The 19131-nt window shown below is 65.6% G+C and carries 16 protein-coding genes and 3 pseudogenes; 7 read left to right on the top strand and 12 right to left on the bottom strand.

Features of this window, described 5'->3' with window-relative positions; genetic code table 11:
• Positions 1 to 70 precede the first annotated feature (70 nt).
• The 9 genes and pseudogenes from AKN84_RS23990 to AKN84_RS23950 form a co-directional block, all read right to left on the bottom strand.
• Positions 71 to 694, bottom strand: a complete 624-nt coding sequence (locus AKN84_RS23990) for a DNA polymerase subunit beta (protein WP_244485455.1) — start codon at positions 692 to 694, stop codon at positions 71 to 73.
• A gap of 250 nt (positions 695 to 944) precedes the next feature.
• Complete coding sequence (locus AKN84_RS23985) at positions 945 to 2186, bottom strand: class I SAM-dependent RNA methyltransferase (protein WP_050423066.1); 1242 nt, start codon at positions 2184 to 2186, stop codon at positions 945 to 947.
• Entirely contained in the window at positions 2179 to 2940 is a 762-nt protein-coding gene (locus AKN84_RS23980; protein WP_050423065.1) for a TlyA family RNA methyltransferase, read from the bottom strand. Before AKN84_RS23980 ends, AKN84_RS23985 begins: the two co-directional genes overlap by 8 nt.
• Positions 2941 to 2971: 31 nt before the next feature.
• Positions 2972 to 3535, bottom strand: a complete 564-nt coding sequence (locus AKN84_RS23975) for a nucleoside 2-deoxyribosyltransferase (RefSeq protein ID WP_050423064.1) — start codon at positions 3533 to 3535, stop codon at positions 2972 to 2974.
• Positions 3536 to 3691: 156 nt separating this feature from the next.
• A pseudogene (gene dxs, locus AKN84_RS23970) lies at positions 3692 to 5619 on the bottom strand (1-deoxy-D-xylulose-5-phosphate synthase).
• Between the two features lie 544 nt (positions 5620 to 6163).
• Positions 6164 to 6415: an exodeoxyribonuclease VII small subunit gene (locus AKN84_RS23965; protein ID WP_050402357.1), complete on the bottom strand. Its 252-nt coding sequence runs from the start codon at positions 6413 to 6415 to the stop codon at positions 6164 to 6166.
• 125 nt (positions 6416 to 6540) lie between these two features.
• Positions 6541 to 7467, bottom strand: a complete 927-nt coding sequence (locus tag AKN84_RS23960; protein ID WP_050423063.1) for a histone deacetylase family protein — start codon at positions 7465 to 7467, stop codon at positions 6541 to 6543.
• 259 nt (positions 7468 to 7726) lie between these two features.
• Positions 7727 to 9397, bottom strand: coding sequence for a bifunctional metallophosphatase/5'-nucleotidase (locus AKN84_RS23955; RefSeq protein WP_050423062.1), 1671 nt, complete (start codon positions 9395 to 9397; stop codon positions 7727 to 7729).
• A gap of 94 nt (positions 9398 to 9491) precedes the next feature.
• A pseudogene (locus tag AKN84_RS23950) lies at positions 9492 to 10252 on the bottom strand (enoyl-CoA hydratase-related protein).
• A gap of 344 nt (positions 10253 to 10596) precedes the next feature.
• Here AKN84_RS23950 and paoA point away from each other — a divergent pair.
• The 3 genes and pseudogenes from paoA (at position 10597) to paoC (ending at position 14409) form a co-directional block, all read left to right on the top strand.
• The gene (gene paoA / locus AKN84_RS23945; RefSeq protein ID WP_050423061.1) at positions 10597 to 11238 is read left to right on the top strand and encodes an aldehyde dehydrogenase iron-sulfur subunit PaoA; all 642 of its coding nucleotides are present in this window, start codon (positions 10597 to 10599) and stop codon (positions 11236 to 11238) included.
• The gene (locus tag AKN84_RS23940; protein ID WP_050423060.1) at positions 11235 to 12185 is read left to right on the top strand and encodes an FAD binding domain-containing protein; all 951 of its coding nucleotides are present in this window, start codon (positions 11235 to 11237) and stop codon (positions 12183 to 12185) included. Before paoA ends, AKN84_RS23940 begins: the two co-directional genes overlap by 4 nt.
• 17 nt (positions 12186 to 12202) lie before the next feature.
• Positions 12203 to 14409 (top strand): annotated as a pseudogene (gene paoC / locus AKN84_RS23935) (aldehyde oxidoreductase molybdenum-binding subunit PaoC).
• Here paoC and AKN84_RS49270 read toward each other — a convergent pair.
• From AKN84_RS49270 to AKN84_RS23925, 3 genes are all read right to left on the bottom strand, one after another.
• Positions 14406 to 14690, bottom strand: a complete 285-nt coding sequence (locus AKN84_RS49270; RefSeq protein ID WP_244485453.1) for a hypothetical protein — start codon at positions 14688 to 14690, stop codon at positions 14406 to 14408. The pseudogene paoC and the gene AKN84_RS49270 sit on opposite strands and share 4 nt — an antisense overlap.
• A gap of 35 nt (positions 14691 to 14725) precedes the next feature.
• Entirely contained in the window at positions 14726 to 15133 is a 408-nt protein-coding gene (locus AKN84_RS49265; RefSeq protein ID WP_244485451.1) for an alpha/beta fold hydrolase, read from the bottom strand.
• Positions 15134 to 15245: 112 nt separating this feature from the next.
• The gene (locus tag AKN84_RS23925; protein ID WP_050423059.1) at positions 15246 to 15809 is read right to left on the bottom strand and encodes a DinB family protein; all 564 of its coding nucleotides are present in this window, start codon (positions 15807 to 15809) and stop codon (positions 15246 to 15248) included.
• Positions 15810 to 16052: 243 nt separating this feature from the next.
• Here AKN84_RS23925 and AKN84_RS23920 point away from each other — a divergent pair, with 243 nt between their 5' ends.
• The 4 genes from AKN84_RS23920 (at position 16053) to AKN84_RS23910 (ending at position 18362) form a co-directional block, all read left to right on the top strand.
• Entirely contained in the window at positions 16053 to 16745 is a 693-nt protein-coding gene (locus AKN84_RS23920; RefSeq protein WP_050423126.1) for a VOC family protein, read from the top strand.
• A gap of 110 nt (positions 16746 to 16855) precedes the next feature.
• Positions 16856 to 17773, top strand: a complete 918-nt coding sequence (locus tag AKN84_RS23915; RefSeq protein WP_050423058.1) for a lytic transglycosylase domain-containing protein — start codon at positions 16856 to 16858, stop codon at positions 17771 to 17773.
• Positions 17701 to 17907, top strand: coding sequence for a hypothetical protein (locus AKN84_RS50755; RefSeq protein ID WP_430649925.1), 207 nt, complete (start codon positions 17701 to 17703; stop codon positions 17905 to 17907). Before AKN84_RS23915 ends, AKN84_RS50755 begins: the two co-directional genes overlap by 73 nt.
• Before the next feature lie 113 nt (positions 17908 to 18020).
• Positions 18021 to 18362, top strand: a complete 342-nt coding sequence (locus tag AKN84_RS23910) for a DUF1236 domain-containing protein (protein WP_050423057.1) — start codon at positions 18021 to 18023, stop codon at positions 18360 to 18362.
• Positions 18363 to 19131: the final 769 nt, after the last annotated feature.

The following is a 19131-nucleotide window of genomic DNA, read 5'->3' as shown; positions in this document are numbered from 1 at the left end:
AGAGCGCAGCGAAACCCATCCCTTCTCCGCGCGGTCGCAGCTTGATGGGTTTCGCTTCGCTCTACCCATCCTACGGTTCTGCCGATTTGTCCCGCAGCTCACTCTCCAGCATCCGCAGCGCCTGCAACGCGGCGGCGTAGTCCGCAGCGCCAATCCGCAGCCAGACCTCGGCGACGCGCGCGGCGAGGTCCCGGACCGTCACCGGAAAATTCGCAGCCTGCGCCAGCGCGCCCTTCTCGTTGATCAGATACTGTCCGTTCAGCGCAAACAGCACCTGCGCGACGCAGGCCAGCGCGCGATAGGCGCAACCGGCGACGTGCGTAGTGTCGCCGCGCGGCACAGCAAGCTCGGCATTCTCGATCGCGAACAGGATTTCCCATTGAAAGCGCCGCACCAGGGCATCGCGCAGCGCCGGCGCGTAGGGTGCGGTCCTCGCCTTCATCGCCGCGACGAGGCCGCCGGGATCATGCAGGACACGGCATAGCGCGATCTCGCCCATCCAGATCGCCGAGCAGAAGCCGTGCGGATGGCCCGGCTGGTAGTGCATGCTGATCTCGCCGTTGCGGCAGGCATCGATAACGGCCGTGACCTGCTCGATGCTGCGGTAGAGCAGGTCGACCTTGCGGCCGCCGACCGCGAGCCAGGCGCCGCCGACGATCCACGGTCCCCATTCGCCGACTGGTGTCACATTCACGGCAGCGGAATCGTCGACCAGGCCCGTGACTGCCGCGCGCAACCGATCGATATCGAGAGCCGCGCTATCCCGGTAGTAGAGGCCGAGATCGTAATCAGAGGCGTCATGCGCCGTGCCGCGCGCCCGCGAGCCGCCGCAACGCCGGGCACAGCAGCGAGAACGGGAATGATGCGCGCAAGCAGCGGATCGTGGGACATGCGAGGCGGATTATAGCGAGACCACCGCACGCTGCGATAGGCGCAACGATGCCTCAGCGTGCGAAACGCGCCACCAGCTCGACATGCGGCGTATGGCGGAACTGATCGACCGGTGTGACATCAGCAATCTTGTAGCCGCCATCGATCAGGATCCTTGCGTCGCGCGCAAATGTCGCTGCATTGCAGGACACCGCGACGATCACCGGCACCTTGCTCGCCGCGAGCTGGGTGACCTGCGCCTGCGCGCCCTGCCGCGGCGGATCGAACACGACGGCGTCATAGTCGCGCAGCTCCTGCGGCATCAGCGGGCGGCGGAACAAGTCGCGCGCCTCGGCCTTGAGCGGCTTCAACCCCGGCGTTGATTGCGCGGCCTTCTGCAGCGCCGTGATCGCACCGGCGTCGCTGTCGAAGGCCGCGACGCGCGCCTTCTCCGCGAGGCGCAGCGCGAACGGGCCAACGCCGCAGAACAGATCGGCGATGTGCTTGGCGCGTCCGCAATGCTCGCGAACCAGCGCCGCCAGCGTCTCCTCGCCCTTGACGGTCGCCTGCAGGAACGAGCCCGGCGGCAGCACCACCTTGGCCTTGCCGATCGCAATCTCGGGAGAGCCGCGCTGCAGCACCAGCTCGCCGTGCCGCGTCAGCCGCGCCAGGTGGTGTTTCTCGGCGACCCGCGACAAGGTGGTGATCAGGCTGGTCGGCAGTGCGCCGGAGCCGCGCACGTCGATGTCGAGGCCGTTCGCGGTCGCCGTCACCTGGATGTCGAGCGGCTTGCCGATCGAGATCAGTGGCTCGGCCGTGGCCCAGGCTGCCTCGAGCGCGCCGTTGAGCACGGGATCGAGAATCGGACAGCGATCGACCGGGATGATGTCGTGCGAGCCGGCAGCGGCGAAGCCGACCTTGAGGACTTCATGGGTGCCCATGCGTCCGTGCAGCGTGATGCGGCGGCGGCCGGCGCCGTGGGCGTCGCGCAGCGGCGCGACCTCGGTCGCGATCTTCGCCTGCGCCAGTGTCTCCATCACGATGTTGCGCTTCCAGGCGTGGTAGGGCGCCTCGTTCCAGTGCTGGATCGCGCAGCCGCCACAGATGCCGAAATGCGGGCAGAACGGCGCGATCCGCTCCGGGCTTTCCTGCGTCACCCGGACCAGCCGCCGCCGGTCGGGATGATTGCCGGGGACGTCCTCGACCTCGACGGTTTCACCGGCCAGTGTATAGGGCACGAAGATCGACTGCGATCCGTCGATCGCGACGCCGTCGCCGCGGTGGCCGACATGATCGATGGTGACGAGCTCAGCCACGCGCGCGCGCGAGGAAGAATTCGATATTGCCGTCGCCGCCCGATATCGATGACGGAAACACCTCGATGTCGGTGCAGCCGAGCGAAGCGGCAAAGGCTGCGATATCGTCGCAGATATCCTGGTGTACCATCGCGTTGCGGATGACGCCGCGCTTGGAGTGCTTGCGGGCCGCCTCGAACTGCGGCTTGATCAACGCCAGCAGATGCATCGGAGCCGCCGCCAGCGACAGCGCCACCGGCAGCACCAGCTTCAGCGAGATGAAGCTGACATCGATCACGACGATATCGGGCCGCGCCGGCAGTCGCTTGCCCTCGTAGTTCCTGATGTCGGTTTCCTCCATGGAGACGATCTTCGGATGGCCCTGCAGCGAGGGATGCAACTGGCCGTGGCCGACATCGATGGCGAACACGAGGCTCGCGCCATTGGCGAGCAGCACTTCGGTGAACCCGCCGGTCGAGGCGCCGACATCGAGGCAGACATGGCCCTCGACGTCGATCGGATAATGCTCGAGTGCGCCGGCGAGCTTGACGCCGCCGCGCGAGACATAGGGATGCGCCGGCTCGGCCGTGAGCGTGGCGCCGGGGGCGACGATCTCGGACGCCTTCGCAATCGGTTTGCCGTCGGCGGTGACGAGGCCGGCGTCGATCGCGGCGCGCGCCCGCGCCCGGCTCTCGAACAGGCCGCGTTCGACCAGCAGCACGTCGATGCGCTTGCCGGCGGATGCGCTATTGTCGTTGTCGCCCGCCTTGGTCACTGCTTGCTCACTTACTTGCTCACCTACTTGCTCACTTGGCGCTCTGCCGGCGCTGCGCGGCGGCGAGCCGCACGCAGGCCTCGAAGGAGGTAAGGTCGTGCCAGAGGTCGGCCGCGGGCTCCCGCGGCGTCACCAGCGGGCTGCCGTGCAAATCGAGCGCGTGCATCATCATCAGATTGTCAGGCAATCCAAACTCTTCCACCGTCAGCCCCTCCGCGTCGATCAGGCGTCCGTCGGATGCCGGCACGACCTGGCTCAGCCGCGCCACGCGATTGGCGTAGGACGTGGGATCGTTCGAATAGGCGAGGCACAGTTTGCTGCGTCCCGCCATGTAGCCGAGTTCGTACACGGTGCCTGCGTCGGCACTGGGGCCGCGAAACGGCGTCAAATTGGCGATGATGGCGTCGGCGGACTCCATCATCGCCTCGTTGCTCTTGAAGATGGTGAGCGAGGCGCCGGCGACGGTGGGATTGATGCTGTTGTCGAGCGGGTACAGCCCGGTCAGCCCGTGATAGGCGCAAACCTCCGCCTTGCGGCGGCCGATCTCCACGGCATCCGGCAGGAATACGTCAGGACCTGCCAGATAGATTCTCATGGACTTGCCCAGGACAAGATCGACTGAAACCTCTCCCATTGGGAGAGGTCGCGCTGGAGGCGCGGGTGAGGGGTTATGCACTTTCATGGGACCTCACCCCCTCACCTGGATCGCTCGCGATCCGACCCCTCCCCGGCGGGGAGAGGTGGAAGGCGATTACGCGAGCTTGACGGTCTCGGTCTTGTAGTCCTTGCCGAGGGTTTCGAACACCTTGGCAACGATGCTCTTGGCGTCGAGGCCGGCGCGGGCATACATCGCCGCCGGCGTGTCGTGGTCGAGGAACACGTCGGGCAGGATCATCGAGCGGAACTTGAGCATGCCGCTGTCCAGCATCGCATTGTCGGACAGGAACTGCATGACATGCGAGCCGAAGCCGCCGATCGAGCCTTCCTCGATGGTGATCAGGATCTCGTGGTCGCGCGCGAGCTTCATGATCATCTCTTCGTCGAGCGGCTTCATGAAGCGCGCGTCGGCGATCGTGGCGGAGAGGCCGTGGGCGGCGAGCTCGTCGGCCGCCTTCTCGCACTCGGCGAGGCGGGTGCCGAACGACAGCAGCGCGACCTTCTTGCCCTCGCGGATGATGCGGCCCTTGCCGATCGGCAGGGCAACGCCGACTTCCGGCATCTCGATGCCGCGACCTTCGCCGCGCGGATAGCGGAGCGCGCTCGGACGATCGTTGATCGCGACCTGGGTCGCCACCATGTGGACCATTTCTGCCTCGTCGGCGGCGGCCATGATCACCATGTTCGGCAGACAGCCGAGATAGGCGTTGTCGAACGAACCGGCATGGGTCGCGCCGTCGGCGCCGACAAGGCCGGCGCGGTCGATCGCGAAGCGGACCGGGAGGCTCTGGATCGCGACGTCGTGGACCACCTGGTCATAGCCGCGCTGCAGGAAGGTCGAATAGATCGCGCAGAACGGCTTGTAGCCTTCGGTGGCGAGGCCCGCGGCGAAGGTCACCGCGTGCTGCTCGGCGATGCCGACGTCGAAGGTGCGGTCCGGGAACGCCTTGTTGAAGATGTCGACGCCGGTGCCCGACGGCATCGCCGCGGTGATGGCGACGATCTTGTCGTCCTTCTGGGCTTCCTTGACGAGGCTCTGGCCGAACACGTTCTGGTAGGCCGGCGCATTCGGCTTGGCCTTGGCCTGGGTGCCGGTGGCGACGTCGAACTTGACGACGGCGTGGTACTTGTCGGCGGAAGCCTCCGCCGGGCCGTAGCCCTTGCCCTTCTGGGTCACGACGTGGACCAGGATCGGACCGGTCTCCATGTCGCGGACGTTCTTCAGCACCGGCAGCAGATGGTCGAGATTGTGACCGTCGATCGGGCCGACATAATAGAAGCCGAGCTCCTCGAACAGCGTGCCGCCGTCCATCATGAAGCCGCGGGAATATTCCTCGACGCGGTTGGCGCGGTTGGCGAGGATCTTCGGCAGACGCTTGTTGATCTGCTTGGCGGCCTCGCGCAGCGAGCGGTAGGTCTTGCCGGAGTAGAGGCGCGACAGATAGGCGCTCATCGCGCCGACCGGCGGCGCGATCGACATGTCGTTGTCGTTGAGGATCACGATCAGGCGCGAATTCATCGCGCCGGCGTTGTTCATGGCCTCATAGGCCATGCCCGCCGACATCGCGCCGTCACCAATCACGGAGATAACGTTGTTCTTGCCGCCGGAGAGGTCGCGCGCCACGGCCATGCCGAGCCGGCCGAAATCGAGGTCGAGGAGTGCGCGGCGCCGAACGGATCGTAGTCGCTCTCGGTGCGCTTGGTGAAGCCGGAGAGGCCGCCGCCGGTGCGCAGGGTGCGGATACGGTCGCGGCGACCGGTCAGGATCTTGTGCGGATAGGCCTGGTGGCCGACGTCCCAGATCAGGCGGTCGCGCGGGGTGTCGAAGATGTAGTGGATGGCGGTGGTCAGTTCGACCACGCCGAGGCCGGCGCCGAAATGGCCGCCGGTCACCGACACGGCGTCGATGGTTTCCTGGCGGAGCTCGTCGGCAACTTGCCGTACCTGCTCGACCTTCAGCTTGCGCAGGTCATCGGGCGTGTGAATAGTGTCAAGAAGCGGCGTTTTACTAAATGTGGTCACAGCGAATTTCCAATTTTTGCCTGTCGGAACGAACCGCCCGACGCGAGATGGGTTGGCGCGCACATCGCGCAGCGAAAGCCAGACACTGGGTGCCGCCCCGGCAGACCGTGCCTGGTTGTAAGCCTAGATTCACTCCGGATTGGACCACGTGATACGCATCACCTTGGTCGCTCTTCACCCGTCCCGGTTCAGTTTTGTCGAACCATTTGAGATGGATGCCGCCCGAAAAATCGGGCCGCCCGCCATCCTCAAATGCCCATAGAACTGGAAGCATTACACCAAAGCCGTAACCAAAGCCAACCCGATAGGCGGCGCAGGGTTCCTATGCGCCGTCTTGAAAAACCTAGACTTTTCAATGGTTGGGGCTTGGGGCGGGTTCCAATTTGGCCATTTTAGCGGCAACCGGCCGGTCCGGAACGGCCGGATTCGCGGCCGCACCGGTCGCCGCGGTCACCCTCGCGGCGTGATCGATCAACGGAAATACGCAGCAACAATTGCCCGCCGTGGCGGACATCCTGTCGCATGGTCGCGGCGGTCGGTGGCGCTACTGCACGTCGAGCGGCTCGGTCCCGTTCGGCTGGCCCGAGGCGTCGGTGGTGATCTTGTCGACGCGGGCTTCGGCCTGGCGCAGCAATTCCTCGCAGCGTCGCTTCAATGCCTCGCCGCGCTCGTAGATCGCGACCGATTCCTCAAGCGGGACCTTGCCGTCCTCGAGCCGCTTGACGATCGATTCGAGTTCCTCGATCGCGCGTTCAAAGGAGAGCTTCTTGACGTCGGCTTGAGTATTTTCGGCCATTATGTGTTCCCAGTGCGCCGATCAGACCGTGATCGGATCTTGTCGTCCAAACATGACCTGTCGCAGGCCATGCTTGCCCCGGCGCAGAATCAATCGAATTTTTGCGGGCGTATTGTGGCGGGGATTTAGGCGCCCATCAATGCGGTGACGTGAGATGCCACCGACTCTTTCAGGCCCTCGAGGTCGTAGCCGCCTTCCAGCACGGAGACGACGCGGCCGCCGGCGCTCTTCTCGGCGAGGTCCATCAGCTTGCGGGTGACCCAGCCGAAATCCTCCCCCGTCAGATTGATCGAGGCCAGGGGATCGCGGTGATGGGCGTCGAAGCCCGCCGAGATGACGACGAGTTCGGGAGAAAACTTCTCGAGCTGCGGCAGGATCAGGTTCTCGAAGGCGGAGCGGAATTTGGCGCCGCCGTCGCCGGGCGCGAGCGGTGCGTTGACGACGGTGTCGTGCTCGCCGCGCTCGCCTGAAGCGCCGGTGCCGGGGAATAACGGCATCTGGTGCGTCGAGCAGTACATCACGGTCGGATCGGCCCAGAAGATGTCCTGCGTGCCGTTGCCGTGATGGACGTCGAAATCGATGATCGCGGCGCGCTTGATGCCGTATTTGCGCTGCGCGTGGCGTGCGGCGATCGCGACATTGTCGAAGAAGCAGAAGCCCATCGGCGTCGATTTCTCGGCGTGATGCCCGGGCGGGCGCACCGCGACGAAGGCGTTGTGGTGCTTGCCCTCCATGACAGCATCGGTGGCGGCCACCGCGCCGCCGACGCCGCGCATCACGGCTTCCCAGGTGCCCGGCGACATCGAGGTGTCGCCGTCGATATAGATCATGCCCGAGGTCGGCGCGATGTGGCGCAGTTCGCCGACATAGTGCTCGCCATGGCAGAGCAGCACGGTGTCGAGGTCGCCTTCCGGCGCGAGGTCGCGCACCAGCGCCTTGAAGCGGTCCTCGCCGAGCACCTCGGCAACCGCACGCAGCCGGTCGGGGCGTTCGGGATGTCCGGGTGGGGTCAGGTGATCGAGGCAGGCGGAGTGCGTCAGAAGCAGTGTCATGCAAATTCCCGGCGCAATGGAGGCGCGTGCGAGGACGCTCTAATGTAGGCGGTTACCGGCCCAGCGGAAAGGGCCCGCTATGACCCGGTCCTCACCTTTTCGGGACAGCAGGGAAGGCAAAAAAGCGCGACCCTTTGGCCGTCATTGCGAGGAGCGAAGCGACGAAGCAATCCATGTAACCGCGTACGCGGACAGATGGATTGCTTCGCTTCGCTCGCAATGACGGAGATAGGCGGGTGTTCCAACGCCCGCACTTAGCTCAATTGATTCGCTCGATCCGCTTGCCGGCCGCCGGGCCGACCGGGCTGTTGGCCTTGAAGTAGGCATAGAGCGCATCGACGTCGTAGATGCCGAACTGCTGCGCTGTCCCTTCCTTGAACACGGTGAAACCGTCGCCGCCTTCGGCGAGATAGTTGTTGACGGTTACGCGATAGCTCGCGGCCGGGTCGATCGGTTTGCCGTCGAGCGACATCCGTGCGGCGATGATGCGCGCGCCGTCACCCTTGCTCGCATCCCACGCATAGGCAAAGCCTTTCGAGACCTGCAGGGCGCGCGGCCGCTTCGGGTCGGCCCATTGCTGTTCCAGCACGTCCTTTAGCTGCTTGCCGCTAAGCGTCATCGTCACCAGCTGGTTGCGGAACGGCTGGCTTGCGAAGATGTCGGCATAGGTGACCGCGCCGTCCTCGCGCTTAACGATGTCGGTGCGCACGCCGCCCGGGTTGGTGAAGGCGATCACCGCGCCGCCATTCGGCTCCGAAGCGGTCGCTGCGAGCTGCGCGTCGGCGACGATATCGCCGAGCACGCTCTCGCCGGTCTCGCCGGGCGTGCGCGACAGCGTCTCCGTGACCGAGCCGGCCGCGCGGTTGGCGATCGGCGCGGCCAGCCGGTCATAGGATTCCAGCAGCGCGCTCTGCTCGGGATCCTTGGCGGTGCCGCCGATCTTCACGATGGTGTTGTTGGCCTTGGCGCTGATCACGTCATGGCTCTTCGGGTCGAGCTGCAGATCGATCGCCGTGACCAGCGTGCCGTATTTGTCGCCTGACGTGACGAGCCGCCCGTCGATCTCGCAGACATAGGCCTGGTGGGTGTGGCCGGAGATCACGACGTCGACCGCGCGATCGAACTTCTTGACGATGTCGATGATCGGCCCGGAGATCCCGGGGCATTCATTGTAGTCGCCGGTCGGAAAGCCGCCTTCGTGGATCAGGACCACGATCGCCTCGACGCCCTTCGCCTTCAACTCGGGAACCAACGCATTGACGGTCTCGGCCTCGTCGCGGAATTCGAGGCTGGCGACGCCGGCCGGCGACACCAGGTTGGGCGTGTTCTTCAGCGTCAGGCCGATGAAGGCGACCGGAATGCCGTCGAATTCCTTGATCTCGTAGGGCGGAAACACGGTCTTGCCGGTGGCCTTGTCGATCGTGGAGGCGGCGAGATAGCGGAATTTGGCGCCCGTGAAGGGGTGCGGCCCCTGGCACTTGTCAACCGGGTGACAGCCGCCATTCTGCATCCGCAGCAACTCGTCCTTGCCCTCGTCGAATTCGTGATTGCCGACCGAGGAGATCGCAAGCCCCATCATCGAGAGCGACTCGATGGTCGGCTCGTCATGAAACATCGCCGACAGAAACGGGCTCGCGCCGATCAGGTCGCCGGCCGCGACGAAGATATTGTTCTTGTGGCCTTCGCGCAGTTGCTTGACCACGGTGGCGACCCGCTCTGATCCGCCGGCAGGCACCATGATCCTCTTGGTCGCATCAGCGGGATCGGTGATGCGGATGCCGCCGGGTGGCGGCCGCAGATAGCCGTGGAAATCGTTGATCGCGAGAATGCGCAACTCGTCCGGCGCGACGCCCTGCGCCAGGCAAGGGCCGGTTGCGGCGAGGCCAAGCGCGCAGAGCGCGGCGAGGGGAGTGGGGCGAGGTTGTCTCATGACCTGTCCAAGGCTTACACAATCATGGAACACACGATCATGGCGCGACGCCACTACAAATTTGCGACGCTTCGTTTCAATCCCGACGCTTCGCTCAATATTTGGGGCGCGCCATGAACGCCTTGAAGGCGGCGATCGCCTCCTTGGAGCGCATCCGTTCGCTGAACAAATGGTTCTCCTGCTCGATGCGGCGGGTGACGTCCTCGGGCGGCAGCCGGATCAGCCGCCGCGAGGTCGCAACTGCGTCCGCCGGCAGCGCACAAATCTCGCGCGCCACCTTGTGCGCCTCGACCTCGGCATGGCCCGGTGCCACCACGGTGTTGACGAAACCGGCGACGCGGGCGTCGTCGGCCGACATGGTGCGGCCCATCACCAGCATCGCGAAGGCGCGCTGGTGGCCCATCATGCGCGGCATCAACAGGCTGGAGGCGCCTTCCGGCACCAGGCCGAAATTTGAGAACGGCGTCGAGAACAGGGCGGTCTTGCTGGCCAGCACATAGTCGCAGTGAAACAGCATGGTGGTGCCGATGCCCATCGCGACGCGTCGACGGCGGCGATGATCGGCTTCACATTGTGGGCCAATGAATACAGGAATTTGACGAGATCGGAGGCGGGCGGTGTCTCGCCGGTCGAGGTGCCCTGCGCGAGCAGGTCCTCGATGTCGTTGCCGGCGGTGAACACGCCGGAGCCGCCGGTGATGATCAGGCAGCGGATCTTCGGATTGTTCTGTGCCTTGTCGATCGCGTCGCTGATCGCGCGAAACATCTCCTGGGTGATCGCGTTCTTCTTCTCGGGCCTGCGCAGCCGGATCACGCGTGTGGCGGCTTCGTCGGTGACTATGACATGCGCGGTCATCAAGCGGTCCCAGGGTCGGCCGGCATCGTCGCCGGTGGAGGTCGTGACCGCTATCCTACATCATCCCGTGCAGGCCCCAAGGGTTCAGGCGCGTTCTGGATCGCTTTTCCCCTTGCGCGCGCATGAGAACAGCGCAGGGCAGTTAACCGGATTTTGCCATGCCCGGCCGGCACCGTGCAAGTCTGACCCGCGCCACGATCGGCAGCGCTCGCAAGGAGTTCAGGCGACCGCGAGAAACATTCCGCGGGCCGGGGCATTCACTCGATGGACCGGCAGGTGCGCGCGAGAATCGCCGGTTCCCCTCGCCAGGCGCGGCTCGGCGTGACACGTGAAGGGAGAGCAGCATGCAGATCTCCGGACGTTTGGAACTATCCCGGCGCCATCTGTTGATTGTGGGAGCCGCCTCGCTTGCGGCGTCGTCGATCGCGACGCCGCGGCCTGCGGCCGCCCAACCTGCTGCGACCGGAGCGCCCGTGATGACGCGAGTATCCTTTGACGTGAACGGCGAAACCCATCAGCTCGAGCTCGACACCAGGACCACGCTGCTTGATGCCCTGCGCGAGCACCTGCACTTGACCGGCACCAAGAAGGGCTGCGACCACGGCCAATGCGGCGCCTGCACGGTGATCGTCGATGGGCGGCGGATCAATTCCTGCCTGACGCTCGCCGTGATGCATCAGGGCGACGAGATCACGACGATCGAGGGTCTCGGCACGCCGGACGGGCTGCATCCGCTGCAGGCGGCGTTCATCGAGCAGGACGGCTATCAATGCGGCTATTGCACGCCCGGCCAGATCTGCTCTGCGGTCGCCGTGCTGGCCGAGGTCAAGGCCGGCATCCCGAGCCATGTCACCGCCGACCTCAACGCGCCGGTGCGATTGACCAATGCCGAACTCCGCGAGCGCATGAGCGGCAACATCTGCCGCTGCGGCGCCTATTCCAACATCGCCGAGGCGATCAGCGAGGTCGCCGGGAGGAGCGCATGAGATCGTTCAGCTATGAGCGCGCCACCTCGCCGGGCGCAGCCGCCGCTGCTGCCGCCGGCACCGCGAACGCCAAGTTCATTGCCGGCGGCACCAATCTGCTCGACCTGATGAAGCTCGAGATCGAGACGCCGGCGCATCTGATCGACGTCAACGGCCTTGCGCTCGACCGGATCGAGGACACCGCCGATGGCGGCTTGCGGGTCGGCGCGCTGGTCCGCAACACCGATCTGGCGGCGGACGCCCGCGTACGGCGCGACTATGGCGTGCTGTCGCGCGCGCTGCTCGCCGGCGCCTCCGGCCAGCTGCGCAACAAGGCGACGACCGCGGGCAACCTGTTGCAGCGAACGCGCTGTCCATATTTCTACGACACCAATCTGCCCTGCAACAAGCGCAAGCCCGGCAGCGGCTGTGCCGCGATCGGCGGCTTCAGCCGGCAGCATGCGGTGGTCGGCGCCAGCGAGGCCTGCATCGCGACCCATCCGAGCGATATGGCGGTGGCAATGCGCGCGCTCGACGCCGTGGTCGAGACCGTACGGCCGGACGGCGCCGCGCGCAGCATCCCGATCGCGGAGCTGCATCGGCTGCCCGGCGACAGTCCGGAAATCGAAACCACCCTGCAACCCGGTGAATTGATCACTGCGGTGGCGCTGCCGAAACCTGTCGGCGGCACGCAAGCCTATCGCAAGGTGCGCGATCGTGCCTCTTATGCGTTCGCGCTGGTCTCTGTTGCCGCGATCGTGCAGGGCGACGGCACCGGCCGCGTCGCGCTCGGCGGCGTCGCGCACAAGCCGTGGCGGGTCGAGGCGGCGGAAGCCGAATTGCCGCGTGGCGCCAAGGCCGTCACGGCGCGGCTGCTCGCCGATGCAAAGCCGACCAAGGACAATGCGTACAAGCTGCCACTCGCCGAGCGAGCGCTGGCGGCGGTGCTGCGCGAGGCCAGGGGCTAAGATCAAGGGCTTAGATCATGCGTTTTGAACATCCCGCCACCTTCAATCCGATCGACCAGCTCAAGGTGATCGGCCATCCGACCAGCCGGATCGAAGGACCGCTAAAGACCACCGGCACCGCGCCTTACGCCTATGAACGACACGACGTCGTGGCCAACCAGGCCTATGGCTACGTGATCGGATCCGCCATCGGCAAAGGCCGGATCGCGGCGATCGATCTTGAGGCGGCAAAGGGGGCGCCCGGCGTGCTCGCCATCGTCACGGCCGAGAACGCCGGCAAGCTCGGCAAGGGCGAACGCAACGCGGCGCCGCTGCTCGGCGGACCCGAGATCGCGCATTACCATCAGGCCGTCGCCATCGTCGTCGCCGGAACGTTCGAGCAGGCCCGTGCCGCGGCGCAACTGGTCCGCATCGATTACGTGAAGGGTGACGGCCGGTTCGATCTTGCCGCCGGGCGCGACAAGGCCATTACACCGCATCCGTCGTTCGGCGGCCCGGCCGACACCGCGGTCGGCGATTTTGCCGCCGCCTTCGCGGCGGCGCCGGTGCAACTCGATGCCACCTACGCCACGCCCGATCAGAGCCACGCGATGATGGAGCCGCACGCGTCGATCGCGGCCTGGGATGGCGACAAGCTCACGGTCTGGACCTCCAACCAGATGATCGCCTGGGGCGCGGAGGATATGGCGAAGACCCTTAGTATTCCCTGGGAGAACGTCCGTCTGGTGTCGCCCTATATCGGCGGCGGCTTTGGCGGAAAGCTGTTCCTGCGCGCCGACGTGCTGCTCGCCGCGCTCGGGGCGCGCGCGGCAGGCCGTCCGGTCAAGGTGGCGCTGCAACGCCCGCTGATGTTCAACAACACGACGCATCGTCCAGCCACGATCCAGCGCATTCGCATCGGCGCCGAGCGTGACGGCAGGATCACCGCGATCGGCCACGAAAGCTGGTCCGGCAATGTCAGCGGCGGCGAGCCCGAGATGGCGGTGAGCCAGACGCGGCTGCTCTATGCCGGCGCCAACCGGATGACGGCGACGCGGCTCGCCGCGCTCGATCTGCCCGAGGGCAACGCGATGCGCGCGCCCGGCGAAGCTCCGGCATGATGGCGCTCGAGATCGCGGTCGACGAGCTTGCCGACAAGCTCGGCATCGATCCAGTCGCGCTGCGCATCACGAACGACACCCAGGTCGATCCGGAGCATCCGCAGCGGCACTTTTCCCAGCGTCAGCTCGTGCAGTGCCTGAACGAGGGCGCCGCGCGGTTCGGCTGGAGCAAGCGCAATCCGAAACCGGGCCAGGTCCGCGACGGCCGCTGGCTGATCGGTATGGGCGTTGCCGCGGCCTTCCGCAACAATCTCGTGACCAAATCGGCCGCGCGCGTTCGTCTCGACCGGCGGGGGAGGGTGACGGTCGAAACCGACATGACTGATATCGGCACCGGCTCCTACACCATCATCGCGCAGACCGCCGCTGAGATGATGGGTGTGCCGCTCGAGGAGATCTCGGTTCGGCTCGGCGATTCCGACTTTCCGGTGTCGTGCGGCTCGGGCGGGCAATGGGGCGGCAACAACTCCACTGCCGGCGTCTATGCGGCCTGCGTCAAGCTGCGCGAGGCCATTGCGCAGAAGCTCGGCTTCAATTCCGCGGAGGCGGTATTTGCCGACGGCCTGGTTCGGTCCGGCAATCGCAGCGTGTCACTGGCGCAGGCGGCAGCCGGAGGCGATCTCGTGGCGGAGGACGCCATCGAGTACGGCGATCTCGCCAAGACCTACCAGCAATCGACCTTTGGTGCTCACTTCGTCGAGGTCGGCGTGGATGCGGACACCGCGGAGATCCGCGTGCGGCGGATGCTCGCGGTCTGCGCGGCGGGCCGCATCCTCAATCCGAAGGCGGCCCGCAGCCAAGTGATCGGCGCGATGACCATGGGCGTCGGCGCGGCCTTGATGGAAGACCTGGTGGTCGACAAGCGTCACGGCCTGTTCGCCACGCACGACCTCGCCGCCTATGAGGTGCCGGTCCATGCCGACATTCCACACCAGGACATGATTTTCCTCGATGAGACCGATCCGATGTCCTCGCCGATGAAGGCCAAGGGCGTCGCCGAGCTCGGCATATGCGGCGTCGCGGCCGCGGTCGCCAACGCGGTTCATCATGCGACCGGCGTCCGTGTACGCGAATACCCGATCACGCTCGACAAGCTGCTCGCAGGGATGCCGGAGCCCGTTTAGCCGCGCCCGACGAACGAGCCGATGCCGCGGCCGATCGCTGCGCCGTGCTGCAAGAGCGCGCCGAGATGATCGCCCGGGACCGACATCGCATACAGGCCGTTCTCTGCGGCAAAACGCTGCATCGGCGCATGCGGTCCGTCGTCCTGTCCGTTCCACAGCAGCACCGGCACGCGCGAGGACAGCACGGCGTCCCTGGCGCCGTCGACCTGGCCGAGCGCGTCAAAGCAGGCCCGCACGCCGCCTTCGAGATCGGGCGTCACCCATTCGGCAAGCTCGGGCACCGTGCGACGGGCAAAGGTGATGAAGGCGCCATAGGTCAGCGGGCCGGCATTGCCGCGCGGCAGTCCGGTGAGAAAGTCCCAGCCGCCGATCGCAAGCGATGCCAGCCGCGCCGGGAAAACCGGGCGACGCCGACCGCGACCCAGCCGCCCATCGAATGCCCGACCACATGGGCGCGCTCGTCGCCGAGATCGTCGATCACGGCAACGATGTCGCCGGCGCGCTGCGCCTGATCGTAGAATTCGGGATCGGCGGGCTTGTCGCTCAAGCCGTGTCCGAGCGAATCGACACAGACCACGCGGAAGCGATCGGCAAGCGCGTCAACCACACCGCATTGCTTCCAGCTCGCGGCGTCGAGCAGCAGGCCGTGCTGCAGCACGATCAGCGGCCCGGATCCTTCGACGGTGTAATGGATGCGCTGGCCCCGGTGATTGGCAAAAGGCATGTACTGAGTTCCCCACGTTACACCGTCAGGTGAGCGTGGCGACGGGCCGTTTCAAGACCTCGTTCCGAATTGGGAACCCCTCCGCACGGCCATTGTGAGCGGAACCTCGTCCTCAGCCGCCCCACACGGCGGCCTCGCTCCAGCCGAGCTCCGTGAACTCGGCTTCCCGGAGCGGGGCCTCGCCGGCGGCGAAGAATTCGTCGAGCTGCGGCGGCTTGACCGTGGTTTCGGACAGCATCGCGTGAGCCTGGCCGCGATGATGGATCTGATGCTGGAACAGATGCATCAGCAGGCGGTCGCGCCGCTCGGTCTGTACCGATGTATCGCGATTGACCTTGACGACGTCATCGAGCCGCCCGGCCGTCAGCGCCTCGCAGTGCGCGATCAGGCGCCGGTCGACCGCAGCCTGCGCGGCTTGCAGCGCCGCGACCGACGGGTGGGGCACCTCATTGGCCCATGCCGCCGGCCCGAGCCAGCCACCCTCGAGCGCATCGACATAGAAGAGATCGATGACATGGATGTGGTTCAGTGTTGCCTGCAGGCTCGGGAAGAACCCGGTCCGCGCCGCCGCGAACTCCGCCTGGCTGAGACCGGCGCATGCCGTGAGCAGGCGATGATTGGCCCAGGCATTATTGTAGGCAAAAGCGCGAAAGGTCTGAACGAGGCTCGCAGGCATTTCGGTCCTCACTGCATCGAGTGATCTTAGAGCGCTTTCGAAGGAAGTGGACACCCGTTCGCGTGAAGAGAACGCGTCAAATGCGCCAATACAACAATCTCCAAACGGGCGCCTCGGCCAGCCGGCCGACCCGCGAAAAGCAACAGCTTCAGGATCGCGGATCGTTGGTGCTTGCGTAGTGACCTGATCCTCGCATAGCTAGTCGGGTCCGTTGCGGAGACTATGTGTGAGGGCGGCAGGCAAATGCAACTCGCGAAGAATGTGATCGACATCGGCCTCTCGACGAACAATCTCAAGCCGATGCTGCATTTCTGGCAGCAGGATGCCGGGCTCCGCTTCGATCATGTGCTGCCGATTCGGCGCGGGCAGAAGCAGTATCGGCACGACGCGCACGGCTCAGTCATCAAGCTCAACCATCATGTCGAGCCGCTGCCTGATGCGGCACCGAGCGGCTATCGCGAGCTGATCGTTGCGCGCGAGGGCGTTACGGCGCCGCAGCGCATGGCCGATCCCGACGGCAACAGCGTTTGTCTGGTCGCACCCGGACATGACGGCATCACCGGGATCGCCGTCGCAATGGCGGTGCGCGACCTCGCCGCGCACCGCAGGTTCTACGGCGATGTCCTCGGCTTCGCCGAGCAATCATGGTCGGGCGGCCCAGCGTTTCGCCTCGGCGACAGCCTGATCCTGCTCAGGGAAGATCGCGCCGCAAGCGTCGATCAAACTCGGCAGGCGCGCGGCTGGCGCTACATCACCTTGCAGGTCGCCGACATCGACGCCGTGCATGAGGAACTGCGCGCCAAGGGCGTGCGCGAAGGCCTCGCGCCGGTGACGCTCGGCGAGGTCGCGCGGATTTCCATGATCCTCGATCCCGACGGCAACTGGATCGAGCTGTCCCGCCGCGCCTCGATCGTCGGCAGCCTGTCCGACCACTAGGTGGCCGCATCCGCGCGACGGAGCTGCGGATCCCATCCAAATTCTCTGCCCGCCGAGCGGTGCCGATGCTATGATCCGGGCGGACACGTCTCCGTTTTGATGATCGCTTCATGCAGTCGAGTTTCGGGCCGTGGCGGATTCATCGATTTCCACGAACGGCCATCGCCTCGGCCTGTCTTCTGCTGCTCGTCCGCGTCGCAGGCGCCGAACCGGTCGGCAACCCGGCGGTGACGCCGGCCGCGCAACGCGCCGAGCCGGCGCAGGCGGAAACATCTCGTCCGAAGCCGGATATCGGAGAGAACAACGCGGAGGCCGATCGATCGGCATTGGAGCGTCAATCCGCATCCTCTCCGTCTCCGCCGCCACTGCAACCGGACCCAAAGCTCGATGGGCCGCAACAATATTGCAAGGCATTGGAGGAGACTGCATTAAGGAACGGCCTGCCGCCGGATTTCTTCGCCCGGCTGATCTGGCAGGAGAGCAATTTCGATGCCGGCTCGGTCAGCCGGGCTGGCGCCCAGGGCATTGCCCAGTTCATGCCCGGAACTGCGCGCTGGCGCGGTCTGGCTGATCCGTTCGAGCCGTTACCCGCGTTGCAGGAATCGGCGCGCTGGCTCCGCGAGCTGCGCGCGCAGTTCGGTAATCTTGGCCTCGCGGCGGCCGCCTACAATGGCGACCCACGGCGTGTTCAGGATTGGCTGGCGGGACGCGGCAACCTGCCGGGCGAAACGCGCGCCTATGTCAGGATCATTACCGGCAAGTCGGCCGAGGAATGGGCGCAGGGTTCGGTCGAGGATCGCGTCCACACGGATGCCGCCATGGCCTGCGGCGACATCGTGCGCGGCATGTCGTCAGGGCATTGCCCGCGAGCCCAAAAGAGCCCGCGACAATTGCGCAGCAAGCTGCGTGGGGACCTTGGGGCCTTCAATTGGCCGGCGGCCCGTCGCAATCAAGGGTGCTCGCCGACTACCAGCAATTGCAGAAGCGGTTTGCATCCGTGCTCGGCGATCGCGCGCCGCTTGTTCTGAGATCGCATATGGCCGGGCCTGGCTCGGCCACCTGGTATCTGCTTCGGGTCGCCGAGACCTCCCGCGAGCGAGCCAACCAGCTCTGCGCGCGACTGGAGGCAATCGGTGGGCGCTGCCTCGTGTTTCGAAACTAGCGAGAACGCCGCGTGGGATCGGAGTCGAGCGACAGCACCGGCAGTCCCAATAGGAACATTTGCTATCCTTGAAGGGTTCTCGAAACGCCGCATGGAGCGGCGAGGAGGACACCATGAAGAAGCTGCTGCTGATTTCCGCCGTCGCTCTGGCGGCGTCGACGAGCGCATTCGCTCAAGACAGGGTTACCACAACGGGAGCCGGGCACACCGCGGTCATTCAGATCGAGCCGGAATATCGCACGCGGATCCACAGCTACGTCACCGAGCACAAGATCCGACCCGTCGAGACGCGGGAGAAGATTGTCGTTGGATCGCCCGTGCCGCGCGATGTCGAACTCGAAGCTGTGCCAGCCGATTGGGGGCCGTCGCTGACCAAGTATCGTTACGTATATTCCGGCGAACGCGTGATGCTGGTCGATCCCGAGACCCGTACGGTCGTCCAGGAAGTGGAGTGACGCCCGCGCAGCAGGGCCTTCGATAGATGGCCCGCTGCAGTCTGCGGCCAGCACTCTCGGTTTTTCACGGCTCCGAGACCGGCAGGCGCTCCAAGGGAGCCTTCCCGTATCGTGATGACGGTAAGCGGCGCACTGAGTTGCCCGACATGGCAAGCCCCGGCAGGAAAATATTTCGGTTTACCGGAAGGGAAACTCAATGTATGGTTCGCCCGTCTCACCCGATCGAGGGGCGCTGCGCATCGTCATGCGCATCGTCAGGAGTGTTGCGGTGAGATGCGGTGGACGCCGAGGTCACGACAGACGACGCGTGATTGAGGCGGACGGTGAAGTCATGTGGTCCTGACGCCCTAGCGGCAGGTGTCCGTCGCAAGGTGCGAAAGCATTTTGCGAAGGCGGTGACAAGCAAGCCCAGTCTCGCCGGGGAGAGCACGAAGTAAGCCGGTAAAACCATCGCGCAGGGAAAGCCGGGTTGTTCCCGGTTACACCTGTGGTCCTACCTCCCGCGCTTTTCATTACGCGGGACCCATGGGTGCGATCGGCACCCGGCTTTCCCTGCGCCCTCTGCTTTCGGAGCGGCGAAACGAGATGCAAGACTCGGACAAATCATGTCGCGAGAATGCGAGCGTTCGACTCACCGGCCGCGCAACATACTCAGTGTCGTCCCTGCGCAAGCAGGGACTCATAACCACGAACGGTTGTTGGTGCGCGATGTTGGAACGACGAGTCCCATTCACCACATCCGCCGCGGCGTATGGGTCCCTGCTTGCGC

The sequence above is a fragment of the Bradyrhizobium tropiciagri genome, from assembly GCF_001189845.1.
In the GTDB taxonomy this organism is placed as follows: domain Bacteria; phylum Pseudomonadota; class Alphaproteobacteria; order Rhizobiales; family Xanthobacteraceae; genus Bradyrhizobium; species Bradyrhizobium tropiciagri.
Note: the sequence above shows the minus strand (reverse complement) of the source record. Positions and strands in the feature narration are given on the sequence as shown.